This is a genomic window from Amycolatopsis keratiniphila subsp. keratiniphila (assembly GCF_001620365.2).
Taxonomy (GTDB): Bacteria; Actinomycetota; Actinomycetes; order Mycobacteriales; family Pseudonocardiaceae; genus Amycolatopsis; species Amycolatopsis keratiniphila.
In genome coordinates this window covers 74,142-88,377 of the sequence record NZ_LQMT02000010.1, presented here as the reverse complement: position 1 = coordinate 88,377, position 14,236 = coordinate 74,142, and the positions used below count along the sequence as shown (strand labels likewise).

General features: G+C 70.5%; 10 protein-coding genes. 4 read left to right on the top strand and 6 right to left on the bottom strand.

What is annotated here, in order from left to right:
* Positions 1-75 precede the first annotated feature (75 nt).
* Both AVR91_RS08660 and AVR91_RS08655 read right to left on the bottom strand, forming a co-directional pair.
* The gene (locus tag AVR91_RS08660) at positions 76-1,470 is read right to left on the bottom strand and encodes a mycothione reductase (protein ID WP_063270784.1); all 1,395 of its coding nucleotides are present in this window, start codon (positions 1,468-1,470) and stop codon (positions 76-78) included.
* A 76-nt stretch (positions 1,471-1,546) separates the two neighbouring features.
* Positions 1,547-2,209: a M15 family metallopeptidase gene (locus tag AVR91_RS08655; RefSeq protein ID WP_063270785.1), complete on the bottom strand. Its 663-nt coding sequence runs from the start codon at positions 2,207-2,209 to the stop codon at positions 1,547-1,549.
* Positions 2,210-2,555: 346 nt separating this feature from the next.
* Between AVR91_RS08655 and AVR91_RS08650 the strand changes: the two genes are divergently transcribed.
* Positions 2,556-3,389, top strand: coding sequence for a S1 family peptidase (locus AVR91_RS08650; protein ID WP_063270793.1), 834 nt, complete (start codon positions 2,556-2,558; stop codon positions 3,387-3,389).
* A 33-nt stretch (positions 3,390-3,422) separates the two neighbouring features.
* A complete protein-coding gene (locus AVR91_RS08645) occupies positions 3,423-3,905 on the top strand; it encodes a GNAT family N-acetyltransferase (protein ID WP_063270786.1) in 483 nt (160 codons plus the stop codon).
* On the opposite strand, the gene AVR91_RS08640 is transcribed toward AVR91_RS08645, so the two are convergent.
* From AVR91_RS08640 to AVR91_RS08625, 4 genes are all read right to left on the bottom strand, one after another.
* The gene (locus AVR91_RS08640; RefSeq protein ID WP_063270787.1) at positions 3,871-5,058 is read right to left on the bottom strand and encodes an 8-amino-7-oxononanoate synthase; all 1,188 of its coding nucleotides are present in this window, start codon (positions 5,056-5,058) and stop codon (positions 3,871-3,873) included. The two genes, AVR91_RS08645 and AVR91_RS08640, sit on opposite strands and share 35 nt — an antisense overlap.
* 131 nt (positions 5,059-5,189) lie before the next feature.
* A complete protein-coding gene (locus tag AVR91_RS08635) occupies positions 5,190-6,668 on the bottom strand; it encodes a DEAD/DEAH box helicase (protein WP_063270788.1) in 1,479 nt (492 codons plus the stop codon).
* Between the two features lie 345 nt (positions 6,669-7,013).
* The gene (locus tag AVR91_RS08630) at positions 7,014-7,955 is read right to left on the bottom strand and encodes a serine protein kinase RIO (protein ID WP_063270789.1); all 942 of its coding nucleotides are present in this window, start codon (positions 7,953-7,955) and stop codon (positions 7,014-7,016) included.
* 394 nt (positions 7,956-8,349) lie between these two features.
* Positions 8,350-11,214 carry an ATP-binding protein gene (locus AVR91_RS08625; RefSeq protein WP_063273109.1) on the bottom strand — a complete coding sequence of 955 codons (2,865 nt, stop codon included), beginning with the start codon at positions 11,212-11,214 and terminating at the stop codon, positions 8,350-8,352.
* A gap of 270 nt (positions 11,215-11,484) precedes the next feature.
* Here AVR91_RS08625 and AVR91_RS08620 point away from each other — a divergent pair, with 270 nt between their 5' ends.
* Positions 11,485-12,648: a S8 family peptidase gene (locus AVR91_RS08620; RefSeq protein WP_063273110.1), complete on the top strand. Its 1,164-nt coding sequence runs from the start codon at positions 11,485-11,487 to the stop codon at positions 12,646-12,648.
* Complete coding sequence (locus AVR91_RS08615) at positions 12,648-14,195, top strand: S8 family serine peptidase (protein ID WP_063273111.1); 1,548 nt, start codon at positions 12,648-12,650, stop codon at positions 14,193-14,195. Before AVR91_RS08620 ends, AVR91_RS08615 begins: the two co-directional genes overlap by 1 nt.
* Positions 14,196-14,236: the final 41 nt, after the last annotated feature.

Genomic DNA, 14,236 nt, shown 5'->3' with positions numbered 1-14,236 from the left:
ACGTGCTCACTGAGCGGCCACGAACGGTCTGCCGCCGTCGTCTGCGAACGCGTTCAGAGGACTAAATGCGGCGGGTCAGTCCAGGGGCAGGTTCAGCAGCGCGTTCTCGACCAGTTCCGGCATCGCCGGGTGGATCCAGTACTGCCCGCGCGCCATGCTCTTCGCGTCGAGCCCGAAGCTCATCGCCTGGATCAGCGGCTGGATCACCGAAGACGCCTGCGGGCCGATGATGTGCGCGCCCAGCAGCTGCCCGGTGGCGGGGTCGGCGAGCAGCTTCGCGAAGCCGGTGGTGTCCTCCATCGCCCAGCCGTAGGCGATACCGGCGTAGTCCTGATGCGACGTCACGTACGACACGCCACGCTCGCGCGCCTCGCGTTCGGTCAGCCCGACGGAGGCGACCTGCGGCGAGGTGAACACCGCGTGCGGGACGAACCGGTGGTCGGCTTCGATCCGCTCGTCCGGGTGCAGCAGGTTGTGCTGCACCACGCGCTGCTCGTGGTTCGCGACGTGCTTCAGCTCGAAGACCGACGAGATGTCGCCGAGCGCGTAGATCCCGTCGACCACGGTCTGCTGGTACTCGTCGACCACGACGTGCCCGCGCTCGCCCGTGGTCACACCGGTGGCGGCGACGTCCAGGAGGTCGGAGTTCGGCGTGCGGCCGGTCGCGACCAGCAGCACGTCGGCCTCGACGGTCTCGGCGCCCTGCGGGCCTTCGAGGTCCAGCGCGACACCCGACGCGGTCTTGCGCGCGCGGACGGTCTTGCGGTCGAGCCGGACGTCGAACCGCTGCGCGGCCAGCTCGGTGAACCGGGCGCTGACGTCGTCGTCCTCGGAACGCAGCAGCGCGCCGGAGCGGTTGACCACGGTCACGTTCACCCCGAACGAGGCGAAGACGTGCGCGAACTCGGCCGCGATGTACCCGCCGCCGAGGATCACGATGCTCGACGGCAGCTCGTCGAGCCGCATCACCGTGTCGGAGGTGTGGTAGCCGGTGTCGGCGAGGCCGGGGATGTCCGGGATCACCGGCCGCCCGCCGGCGGCGAGCACGAACTTGTCGGCGGTGATCGTCTCGGCGGGGCGGCCGTCGGGGTAGCTGACCCGCAGCTCCTTGTGCCCGGTGAAGCGGCCTTCGCCCTCGTACACGGTGACGTTCTTGTTGTCCTCGTGCCCGACGCGGTATTCGCGTCCGCCCTCGGCGATCGGGTCGATCCGGCCGAAGATCCGGTCGCGCACGTCGCGCCAGCGGACCCCGGTCAGCTCCTCGTCGACGCCGAACTTCGACGACGTGGCGGGGGTGGCCGCGACGTTGGCGGCGTGCACGAACATCTTCGTCGGGATGCAGCCCACGTTCAGGCAGGTGCCGCCGAACGTGCCCTTCTCCACGATCGCCGTGTTCCAGTCCGCGAAACGCGGGTCGAGGATCGAGTTGCCCGATCCGGTACCGACGATCACCAGGTCGTAGTGGGGCACGCTGTCTTCCTTTGCGGCGGGAGCGGGGGTGGTTCCGACTCTAGCCAACTTGTCACGGCGGCCGGTTGTTCCCGGGCTAGCGGCCGGTGGAGCTGAAGTGCATCCGGTCCGTCGGCGTCGTCCAGGAGCCGCCCCAGGTCCAGCCGATCGCGGCGAAGGCGGCCACCGTCGGGTCTCCGGCGGTGATCATCCCCGGCCGCCGGTTTCCCCGGTCGAGGTACGCCGACGCGAGCTCGGGCACGACGACGTCGCCTTTGGTGTACGGGTTGCAGAACGGGTCGACGTCGATCGCGAGGCCGTAGGCGTGCGCCGACCAGTTCGTCAGGCCGCGGGCCGGACGGCAGACGAAGGCCGTGGTGTTGTTCCCGTCACCCGTCGGGGGAGCGGTGAGCTCGGCGGGAGCGGTCACGCGCATTTCCTCGATCGGGAACTTCGCGGCGAACAACCGCCCGAACACGGTGACGACGGCGTTCGAGACCGACGCGTTCACGAGCATTTCCCCGGTGTGCGCGCGGCCGTCGAAACCCCAGAACGACAACGTGAGATAACGCAGTTCGCCCGCCGTGACCGGGCACCCCGCCTGCCAGGTGCTGCGCGCGAGAACCTCGGCGGGGACGGGATTCACCGTGCCCGCGAACCGGTTCCCGGCGGGCGGGGGAAGCAGGTCGGTGGTCGGCAGGGAACGGTTCGCCAGCACGGGAGGAGTCGGGAGGATCCGCCCGAAACCGTCACGGCGCAAGGGAAGCGGCTTCGCGCCGACCTGCCAGACCGGTGCCGGCGGCGGGGCCGACGTGGCCGGAGTCGTTGCGGCGGAAGAGGTTTCCGCGGGACGGGAGGGGACGGGGCCGGGCGGCACGGGGCTCGAACACGAGGAGAGCAAAAGGGCCGCAGCCGCCAGAACCGTCGCCGTAGCCCGCACGACGTCCAGGATGACAGATGCGTTCGGTGAGCACAGTTCCACCCGTTTCAGTGACACCGCATCGGGCTTTCTCCGATTAGGGTATTCGCGATCGCTTGTGTACGCGCTGGAGTCGAATGACTTCCCAGGGTTTGACCGTACGTACGCCCCGGTGAAGGGACAGAACATGCCCAAGAAGTCACGTCGCACGCTGCTGCTCGCGGTCGGAGCGGTCCTCGCGACGGCGGTGATGGTGCCGGTCGCGGTCAACAGCGCGTCGGCGGACGACAGCGCGGTGAGCGGCCCGGAGCAGGCCGCCCAGCCGCGGATCGTGGGCGGTGGCAAGGCTTCGGTCTCGCAGTACCCGTACGCGGTCTACCTGGCCGACCGGAGCGGCAACCAGTACTGCGGCGCGGTGATCGTCAGCTCCACGACGGTCGCGACGGCGGCGCACTGCGCGGTCGCGGTCAAACGCGCCGACGTCCGGGTGGTGGCCGGGCGGGACAACAAGCGTTCGCGGGACGGCGTCGAGCTGCGTGTCTCGAAAATCTGGGTCAGCCCCGACTACAGCGGCGATCCCGGCAAGGGCGACGACATCGCGGTGATGACGGTCAGCGGTCAGCTGCCGTACCGGCCCGCGAAGGTTGCGGACAACGGCAACGCCGACCTGTACGAGGAAGGCACGAAGGCGACTGTCCTCGGCTGGGGCCGGGTCGCCGACGGCGGCGCGCGATCGGAATACCTGCGCAGCGCGGTCGTCCCGGTGGTCAGCGACAAGACCTGCCGCACCGCGTACTCGGGCTACGACCCGAGCGACATGGTGTGCGCGGGCTACCCCGAAGGCGGTGTCGACGCTTGCCAGGGCGACTCGGGCGGACCGCTCATGGTCGGCGACACGCTGATCGGGATCGTGTCGTTCGGTGAAGGCTGCGCGAAGGCGGGCAAACCCGGCGTGTACACCCGCGTATCCCACTTCGCGAACGAGATCTCCCAGCAGAAGAACCGGGGCCTGATCGGCTGATCGGTGCCTTCTGCACGCCCGATGTGCTAACAAGTGGACGTGAGCACCGACACCCCGATCATCGAGACCTCGTCGTTCCCGCTGTCCGTCGCCGGTGACGAGATCACCGCCGCGCAGCTGCACGGCATCCTCCGCCTGCGCGTGGACGTGTTCGTCGTCGAGCAGGACTGCGCCTATCACGAGATCGACGGACGCGACCTCCTGCCCGGCACGCGGCACCTCTGGATCGGCGGTTCCGTCGCCGTCGACTCGTATCTGCGGGTGTTGCAGGACGCCGGCGGCACCTTCCGCATCGGCCGGGTGTGCACGGCCGTCCGCTCACGCGGCAAGGGGCTCGCGGGACGGCTGATGGAGACCGCCCTCGCGGGGATCGGGGACGCGCCGTGCGTCCTCGACGCGCAGACGTACGCGACGAAGTTCTACGCCAAGTACGGCTTCGTCGTCGAGGGCGAGGAGTTCATGGAAGACGGGATCCCGCACCTCACGATGTGGCGCCGGGAGGCGCCGCAGCCGTGATCACCCCGACCGCGCGGTCCACGTCGGCCTCGGTGAGGTCGGCCCGCGCGGTCAGGCGCAGGCGGGAGATGCCGTCGGGCACGGACGGCGGCCGGAAGCAGCCGACGCGCACACCCTGATCCGCGCAGGCGGCCGCCCACGCGACGGCGGCCTCCGGCGACGGCGCCTGCACCGAGATCACCGCGGCGTCCGGGAGACCGACCCGGAAACCGGCCGATTTCAGTTGCATCGCAAGGTTTCCCGCGGCTTCGGTGACCTTGGTGGCCAGCTCCGGCTCGGCCTTCAGCGCGGTGAGGGCGGCGAGCGCGGCGGCGGCACTGGCGGGCGCGAGCCCGGTGTCGAAGATGAAACTGCGCGCGGTGTCCACGAGGTGCCTGATCACGCGACGTGGCCCGAGCACCGCTCCGCCTTGTGCCCCAAGGGATTTCGACAGCGTGATCGTGGTGACGACGTCCGGTGCGCCGGAGAGCCCCGCCGCGTGGACGGCACCGCGGCCACCCTCGCCAAGGACGCCGAAGCCGTGCGCGTCGTCGACGAGCAGCGACGCGCCGTGCTCCCGGCAGACACCGGCGAGCTGCTCCAAGGGGGCGATGTCGCCGTCGACGGAGAACACGGAATCGGTGACGACGAGGGCACGCGGTTTACGTCGGGTCGCCAGCGCGTGCTTGAAGGCGTTCGGCTCGCTGTGCGCGACGGCGGCGATGTCCGACCGGGACAGGCGGCAGCCCTCGATCAGCGAGGCGTGGATGTACTTGTCCGTGACGATCGCGGAATCCGCGCCGGACAGGGCCGTGACGGCGCCGAGGTTCGCGGTGAACCCGGAGGAGAAGACCAGCGCGGCCTGCGTCCCGCAGAAGCGGGCGAGTTCGTGTTCGAGTTCGGCGTGGACTTCGGTGGTGCCGGTGACGAGCCGAGAGCCGGTCGCCCCCGCGCCCCAGCGCAACGCGGCTGCGGCCGCCGCACCGGCGACGCGCTTGTCCCTGGCGAGCCCGAGGTAGTCGTTTCCGGCGAGGTCCAGCTCCGGCTCCTGCGCCTGCCGGATGCGCAGCTTGCGCACCAGCCCGGCCTCGGCCCGCTTCTCAGCCTCCACGTCGAGCCAGTCGAAGACCTGGTCGGGCGGGAGGTTCTGGGAGGCGGGGCCGGGAGAAGTCACGTCCCGCAGTCTCCCATCCGCCGTTTCCCGATGGACGTGGTGGTCCCCACTCCGAACGCAATGAACGGTCCGNNTTGCAAGGAACGGACCGTTCATGGCACTAGCCGCCGGAGGAACCGGCTTCAGTCACTTCAGCTGTCGTAGCTGCGACGCGGGCGTCCGCCCGGACGCTGCGGACGGCCGTTGCCGCCACCGCCCTCGCCACGACGCGGGCGGCCGCGGAAGCCACCGGGGCGGCCGCCTTCGCGGTGACCGTGACCCTCGCGCGAACCCTGGTAGCCGCGGCCGCCGCCACGACGCGGGGACTCACGACGGCGCTCCACGACCGGCTCGCCGCTGGGCTGCTTCGCACCGGTGATGCGGGCGAGCTCGGCGTCACCCGGGCGGATGGTGGTCTGCTCGGCGCGGACGCCGGCGCGGTCGGTCATCCGGCGCACCATGCGGCGCTGGTCGTGGGTGACCAGCGTGACCACGACACCGGACGCCCCGGCGCGCGCGGTGCGGCCGGCGCGGTGCAGGTAGTCCTTGTGGTCGGCGGCCGGGTCGACGTGCAGCACCAGCGAGATGTCGTCGACGTGGATACCGCGCGCGGCGACGTCCGTGGCGACGAGGACGGGCGCGTAGCCCTCCTTGAAGTCCGCGAGGACGCGGTTGCGCTGGCCCTGGGTCTTGCCGCCGTGCAGGGCGGCCGCGTGGACGCCCTTCTCGCGCAGACGCTCGGTCAGGCGGTCCACGTGGTGCTTGGTGCGGACGAACATGATCGTACGGCCCTCACGGGCGCCGATCTCGGTGATGATGTCCTGCTTGTCCTGGTGCGACACCTGGAACACGTGGTGGTCCATGGTGGTGACGCTCGCGGTCGACGGGGCGACCGAGTGCGTGACCGGGTCGGTCAGGTACGCGCGGACCAGCCGGTCGACGTCACCGTCGAGGGTGGCCGAGAACAGCAGGCGCTGGCCGCGGGCCGGGGTCAGGTCGAGGATCTCGCGGACCTGCGGCATGAAGCCCATGTCGGCCATCTGGTCGGCCTCGTCGAGAGCGACGAAGTTGACGTCGGACAGCGACGCGGTGCCCTGGCGGACGTGGTCCGACAGCCGGCCGGGGGTGGCGATCAGCAGGTCGACGCCGCGGGAAAGCGCGTCGGCCTGGCGGGTGAAGGCCATCCCGCCGACGGCGGTGCGGCACCACAGGCCGAGGGCCTTGGCCAGCGGGGTCAGCGAGTCGGCCACCTGCATGGCCAGCTCGCGGGTCGGGACCAGGATCAGCGCGCGGGGGTGCTTCGGCCGGGCGCGGCCGCCGTTGAGCCGGGTCAGCATCGCGAGGCCGAAGGCCAGGGTCTTGCCGGAACCGGTCTGGGCGCGGCCGAGCACGTCACGACCGGCGAGCGCGTCCGGGATGGTCGCCGACTGGATCGGGAACGGGGAGGTGATACCGGCGTCGGCCAGCGCCCGCAGCAGCGGGTCGGGGAGGCCGAGTTCCGCCCAGGTCTTCGCCTTGACCGTCTCGACGGCGTCTTCGCGCAGCATCGCGTCACCCGCGGGGCGGGTGCGCGGCTTGCGGTGCTGACGCGCCGACGGTGAGACGTGGCCGGAGTTGAACGTGACTGTCACAAATGCCTCTCGGACGTGGCACGTCGCAAGGAGGCCCGGGCTGCCCGCACGCAGGCAGGGCAAGATGGTGTGCACAGATGGGCGTTCACAGGGACGAACCCGGCACACCGCGTCTGCGTGACACCGCGCGCCAATGGATTGATACGGATACCGCGAGCCATTCGGTTGGCTTTGGAGGCGACGGACACCAACTCATCCACGCCGCCGGTTGCGGTCTGTGACTACTGTACCGGACCGTTATCCGGCCTCCCAACTGGAGGGACCGATTGTGGGCAGGGTCTCCACCGCGGGGTCTTCCCCGGCGTGATCGTGCCGGGAAAGACCCCTTCGAGACACTGTGGACGGTCAGCGGAGCCCGGCGATCTCCTGCAACTCCTCGATCAGTTCCGGCACCGCCGTGAGCCGCTCCGGCAATCCGCGCGAGTGGAACCACGTCGCGATGTTCCGCACGTCACGCGCGAGGAACTCCAGCCCGCCGGGATTGGCCACGATGTCGACCACCTGGGGGAGGTCGATCACCATGATCCGGTCGTGGTGCACGAGCAGGTTGTACGCCGAGAGGTCACCGTGCGCGAGCCCCTGCGACGCCAGCAGTTCCAGCATCGCCGAGGTCTGGAACCACAGTTCCCGCAACTGGTCGGGCTCCGGCCGGACCTGTGCCAGCCGCGGCGCGGCCGTCTCGCCCTCGCCGAGGAATTCCAGCAGCAGTTCGGTGCCGTCGCGCTGCACCGGGTACGGCACGGGTGCGCCGACCGACCAGAGCCTGCTCAGCGCGCCGAACTCGGCCACGGCCCATTGTTCGGCGATCAGGTTGCGGCCGAAGCTGCTGCGCGACTCCATCGCCCGCATCTCCCGCGAACGCCGCATCCGCCTGCCTTCGAGATAGCCGGCGTCACGATGGAACAGCCGGTGCTCGCCGCTGCGATACCGCTTGGCGGCGAGCACGGTGCCTTCGGTGCCGGGCAGGTTGCGCCGGACGAGATGGACGTCCGCCTCCTTGCCGGTTTTGAGGATGCCGAGTTCGGTGTCGACCGCGGCCAGCTCGGTGATCACCCAGTCCGGGCGCGGCAGCGGTCCTTGCTCCGCTTCTCCCCAGGTGCTCCAGCGGTCGGCACCGTCGGGGATGGCGGTCTCGGTGTAGGCGTCCTCCCGCAACCGGGCGAGGCGGACACGTTCGGCTTCGGTGAGCCGTCCGCCTCGGGTGGGTTCGGGTTCGTCGTCGAAACGGGCACGACGGGTGCGGCGAGGACGTTGTTCGTAAGACTCTTCGAGATCGTGCTTGCGCACTGGTGGGTTCTCCTAGATCAGGGATGCCCCACCGGGCGAGCGTCGTGGCTCCGCGCTCAGCCGCGAGGGGCGAGTGGATGGGGGCGGCCAAGGCCCCGGACAGTCATCAGCACGAGGCACCTCCCAGTCGCATCCACCGGCTCCCTGCCGGATCGCGGACGATCATCCCCGACCCCTTCGGGCCACGCAACCGATTTAATTCCGGTTGTGGCAAGTACGTGAAGGTCGAGTTTCCTCGGCTCAGCTGAGGGAAGGGGGCCTTCACGCGCGGCGGCTGTGACTGCTGGGGCTGGTGGTGTTGCTGGGCTGAGGGTGGCGATTCCGAGGTCCGTGAAGGCCTCCTTGCCTACCCTGAAGGTAGTGAAGGAGGCCTTCACGGACTTCCGGCAAGCGGCTAGGCCGACCGCAATCCCGCCAGCTCACTCCGCGACCGCACCTTCAGCTTCCGCAGCACACTCGCGACGTGCTGTTCCACCGTGCGCCGGGACAGGAACAGCACCTCGGCGATCTCCCGGTTGGTGTGCCCGGCGGCCAGCAGCCGGGCGACGTCGCGCTCGCGCGGGGACAGCTCGTCGCCGTAACCCCGGCGGCCGCGCCGCGACGGGGCGACGGCGCCGGTCGACCGGAAGGCGTGGCGGCAGCGCGCGGCGTCCCGCGTGGCGCCGAGATGGTCGAAGGTCTCCGCGAGCGCCGCGAAAGTCTCGGCGACGTCCTCGTTGCGGGCCAGGCGGCAGCGCGCGCCCCGTTCGGCGACCAGCGCCGCGTGATAGGGCGCGGGGAGTGCCTCGAACCGGGTCCGCGCCTGCTCGAAGGCCTCGATCGCCTCCGCGTGGTCGCCCCGCGACGCCGCGACGAGCCCGCGGTTCGCGGCAAGCGCGGCCCGGGTCGACGGTGCGTCGAGGCCGCCGACCTCGCGTTCGAACTCGTCGGTCAGCGCTTGTGCCTCGGCGTCCCGCCCAGCGGCGCAATAGGCGTCGACGGCGGCCATCACCAGATCGGCACCCCAGGCCCAGACACCCTTGGCGCGCAGGAGTTCCAGTCCCTTCTCGGCCTGTGTCACCGCGGCCTCGCCGAGGTCCTGCGCGAGCAGCATCCCCGACATCCCGGCGTGCGCGGCGATCGCGACCGGGGTGAACGCGTTCTCGGGCTGATCGGCCGCGGTACCGGCGAACCGGGCCGCGGCCTCGTCCCATTCGCCGCGGGCGGCGGCGAGCAGGCCCAGCACCAGGCACAGTTCGCTGGTCACCGGCAGGAGGTCGCGGTACTCGTCGATCAGCGCGTCCGCCCGTTCGGCGAGGCCGTCCCAGTTCCCGGTGAGCCAGTCGGTGTGGACGGCGGTCGCGCGGGCGGTGCTGACGACGTACGGCGCCCCGCAGTCGGCGGCGAGCTGCATCCCGCTGCGCAGCAGGCTCCTCGCCCGCCGGTGGTGACCGGTCCAGGCGCAGGCGTCGGCGCTGTTGCAGTGCAGCCGCGCCAGATGCCGTTGTTCGTCCGCGGACCCGACGGTGGTGGGCGCCCGGTCCAGCATGTCCCAGCCGCGCGCGTCCCCGATGTGCAGCCGTGACGCTGCGTTGTTGGCCAGCAGGATGATCTTCAGCCGCCGGTCGGTGGCCCGGTCGATGAGCTCGTCCACCCGGTCCATCCAGCGCCGGTGCTCCCGCAGCGGGGTCGCGCCTACCCAGGGCTGGGCGAGGACGCCCATCCCGCGGCCCGCCAGATCGGGCCGGTCGGAGAGGTCGTTGACGGCGATCTCGATCTCGGTCCTCGCCGCCTCCAGCCCGCCTGCCTGGCGCACCAGCAGGAGCCCGAGGCCGAGCCGGACCTCGCCGCTCAGGCGGCCGGACAGCCTGCCGTCGGTGAGCAGCCGTTCCAGCGCCGGGACGACTTCGGTCTGCGCGAGCCCGTTGCACGCCACCGAGCTGAACTTGACCGCGAGCCTGTCCACATCGGACGGTTGAAGGCCCGGTTCGTCGAGCAGGGTGCGGAGCAGATCGGTCGCGGTGGCGAGATCGCCGACCGTCGACGCCTGATCCGCGGCGGCTTCGCCGTACTTCAGGGCACCGGCCCGGTCGCCCGCCTTCCGGCAGTGTTCGGCCAGCCGCACCAGGGACTGGGGAAGGCGGTCGCGCAGCAGCCGTGCGGCCCGCCGGTGCAGTTCCTGGCGATCGGGCCCGGGGATGGTGAGGTACGCGGCTTGCCGGGCGAACGCGTGCCGGAAGCCGTACGTGCCTTCGCCGGATTCCACGAGGACATTGCGTTCGAGCGCGAGGACGAGCGCGCGGCGCGCTCGTTCCGGGGTGAGCGCGGCCGCGGCGGCCAGCAGGTCCGAAGTGGACGGTGTGCCGAGGACGGCGGCGGCCTCGGTGATCCGGCGGGCGGCGGGTGGCAGCGCCATCAGGCGTTCGACCGTCGCTTCCCGGAGCAGCGCCGGGACTTCGACCGTGTCGAGCAGACGCCGCGCGGTCGCGCCGTCGGCGTGCACCGCGCCTTCGACGCCGCCGATCGCGTGCACCATCTCCTCGACCACGAACGGGATCCCTGCGGTCCGCTCGTGCAGTCGCGCGGCGAACTCCGCGGAGACGCTCGTTTCGCCGAGCAGTGCGGAAACCAGTGCCTGGACGCCGTCGCGGTCCAACGGCCGGAGGGTGACGAGCGCGTGCGCCGTACCGGGTGCCGGCCGGTAGGCACTGCCGAGCGGGATGCCGCCGGGAGTCTCTTCGCGACGGTAGGTGAGCAGGAGCGTCAGGCCGGCGGGCGGCTCGGTCATCAGGAATCGCAGCAGGCGGCGGGAACCGTCGTCCGCCCAGTGGAGGTCTTCGACGAGCAGGACGTGCGGGCCCAGCGAGCCGAGCAGTTCCCGGACGGCGCGGAAGAGCTGGTGCCGTTCGGTCCTCGGGTCGGCCGGGCGCGGTGGCGGCGGAGGCAGGAAGGCCGCGAGCTCGGGCAGGTAGGGCGCGAGGACACCGGTCACCGGGTTGAGCTCACGCGCCGGGCGGACGTCCTTCAGCGCGTCGAAGACCACGCCGTACGGAAAAGGCTCACGCAGCGGCTGGCAGGTCGCGGTGAGGACCGGCCGCCCGGCCAATTCGGCACAGGACAGCAACTCGGTGGCGAGCCGGGTCTTGCCCACCCCCGCTTCGCCTTCGAGCATGATCACCGACGGCGAGCGCAACGCGCCGTCGAGAAGCTCGCGTAATTCCGCCTCACGGCCGACGAGTACCGGCGAACTCGTCCTGCGTCGGCAGCCACCGATCACCATGCCGGGTCACCCCCGCTTCACGAACCACACCGTTCGAGTGAACGCAGCTTAAGCGCGGTTCCGATGATCACGGAACCCGCTCGGACGGTCACCCGACTTTCGTAGGGACGGTGTGTTTCGCCATTAGATACGTAGTCCTACGGACCGTTGCCTCGCTTGTTCGCGCAGGTCCCGCCACCCGAAAGTGATTTCAGCGTGACTGCACGTCACGGCGCCGGCCAGGACCTTCGCCGGTGCGAACCACCTGTTCGAGTGAACGGAGCTCAGGAAATGCGTGGAGAACTTCGACGTCACCGGATCGCGGGTGCGGTGCTGGCCGGGGCCTGCGCGGCGGCCACCGTGGCCTTCGCCGGACCGGCCGCGGCCGCCGAGGGACAGATCCGCGGTGCCGGTGTGCCGGGGGCCGTCACGGACGGGTACATCGTCTCGCTCAAGAGCGGCGACGCGGGCCTCGCGGCCAAATACGGCGGCCAGGTGAAGGCGACCTACACCGCCGCGCTGAACGGCTTCTCGGCGAAGATGACCGAGGCGCAGGCCAAACGCCTCGCCGCCGACCCGAACGTCGACTTCGTCCAGCAGGACGCGGTCGCGCATCTGCTCGGCACCCAGACCAACCCGACCTGGGGCCTGGACCGGATCGACCAGAAGAACCTGCCGCTGGACAGGAAGTACACCTACCCGAACACCGGTTCCGGGGCGACGGTCTACGTCCTCGACACCGGGGTCGACTACCGCCAGTCCGAATTCGGCGGCCGCGCGACCAGCGGGTACGACTTCATCGACAACGACAGCGACGCCCGCGACTGCCAGGGGCACGGCACGCACGTCGCCGGCACGGTCGGCAGCGCCACCTACGGCGTGGCCAAGGGTGCCAAGATCGTCTCGGTCCGCGTGCTGAACTGCCAGGGCAGCGGCCAGTACTCGCAGATCATCTCCGGGATCGACTGGGTCGTGAAGAACGCCAAGGGCCCGTCGGTGCTCACCATGAGCCTCGGTGGCCCGGCCGACTCCGGGGTGGACTCCGCCGTGCGCCGCGCGGTCGCGGCGGGCATCACGAACACCGTGGCCTCCGGTAATTCCAACACGGACGCCTGTGGCACCAGCCCGGCCCGGGTGCGTGAGGCCATCACCGTCAACGCCACCCAGAGCGACGACCGCCGGTCCTCGTTCTCGAACTACGGCAGCTGCACCGACATCTTCGCGCCGGGCACCAGCATCACCTCCCTGCGCAACGGTGGCGGCACCCAGCAGATGAGCGGTACCTCGATGGCGACGCCGCACGTCGCCGGCGCGGCCGCGATCTATCTGACCTCGAACCCGTCGGCCACTCCGGCCGCCGTCGCCTCCGGTCTCGCCAACGCCGCCACCAGCGGTGTCGTGAAGAGCCCGGGCACCGGTTCGACCAACAAGCTGCTGAACGTGACGGGCCTCTGATGCGGCGCGGCGTGCGGGCCGGTGTGGTGGCCGTCGCGGCCACCGCGCTGGCCGCGCTCGCCGCGGGCAACGCCATCGCCGCTCCGGCGGAAGGCGTTGTCGTGCAGGCGAAGCAGCACTACGGCGACCAGTACATCGTCGTGCTCCACGATGTCGGCACCATGGCGGTCGAGCAGTCCTCGGCCGCGCTGACCGGCCGCTACGGCGGCGAAGTCCGGTCGGCGTACAGGAACGTGCTCCGCGGGTTCTCCGTCAAGGGCATGTCCGAGCAGCAGGCCAGGCGGCTCGCGGCCGACCCGGCGGTCAAGGCGGTCTACCAGGACGGCACCGCGCGTGCCGTCGGTACGCAGACCAATCCGACCTGGGGCCTCGACCGCGTCGACCAGAAGAATCTGCCGCTGGACAAGAGCTTCACCTATCCGAACACGGGCGAGGGCGTCACCGCGTACGACCTCGACACCGGGATCAACCCGGAGAACCCGGAGTACGAGGGGCGCGCGTCCATCGGCAAGGACTTCGTGGGCGGCAACGGGAAGGACTGCAACGGGCACGGCAGTCACACGGCGGGCACCATCGGCAGCAAGACCTACGGCGTGGCCAAGAAGGTCAAGTTGGTCGGGCTGAAGGTGCTCGGCAACGACTGTTCGGGCAACGGTCCCGACTCCGCCATCGTCGACGCGGCCGAATGGATCACCGCGAACGGCACCAAACCGGCGGTGGCGAACCTGAGCCTGCGGATGGACCAGGTCGGGCTCGGCGACGACGTCATCAAGAAGTCCATCGCGGCGGGCTTCGTCTACGTGGTGGCGGCGGGCAACGAGAACCAGAACGCCTGCAACGTCAGCCCCGCTCGGATTCCCGAGGCGATCACGGTCGGCGCCTCGGACAGCAGCGACAACAAGTCCTCGTTCTCCAATCACAGTTCGTGCGTGGACATCTTCGCCCCTGGCAGCAACATCACGTCGCTGTCCACGTCCAACGGTGGTTCGGCGAACATGAGCGGGACGTCGATGGCCACGCCGCACGTGGCCGGGGCGGCGGCGCTGTACCTCGCCGCGAATTCCGGCGCCACCGCGCAGCAGACGCGGGACGCGCTGGTGAACAACGCCTCCGACGGCGTGCTCAAGGGACTGCCGTCCGGCACGGTCAACAAGCTGCTGAACGTGTCGTTCATCGGCGGCGGTGGCCCCACCCCGACGTGCGGGGCCAAATCCAACACGACACCGGTGTCCATTCCGGACGCGGGTGACGCGGTGACCAGTTCGGTGACGCAGGAAGGCTGCGACGGCAAGGCGTCGGCGACGCTGCCGGTCAAGGTCGACATCGCGCACACTTACACCGGTGACCTGGCGATCGACCTGATCGGGCCGAGCGGTGCGGTGTTCGGCCTCAAGCAGGCGGGAGGGATCGGCGAGGCGAGCGGCGTGCACACGTCGTACACGGTGAACGCCTCGTCCGAACCGGCGAACGGGACCTGGAAACTGCGGGTCCGTGACGTCTACCGGTTCGACACCGGGACGATCGAAGGTTTCTCCATCACCTTCTGAGTCCTTGCGAACGGTGGTGCGCCGCGGTCACGATGGCCGCG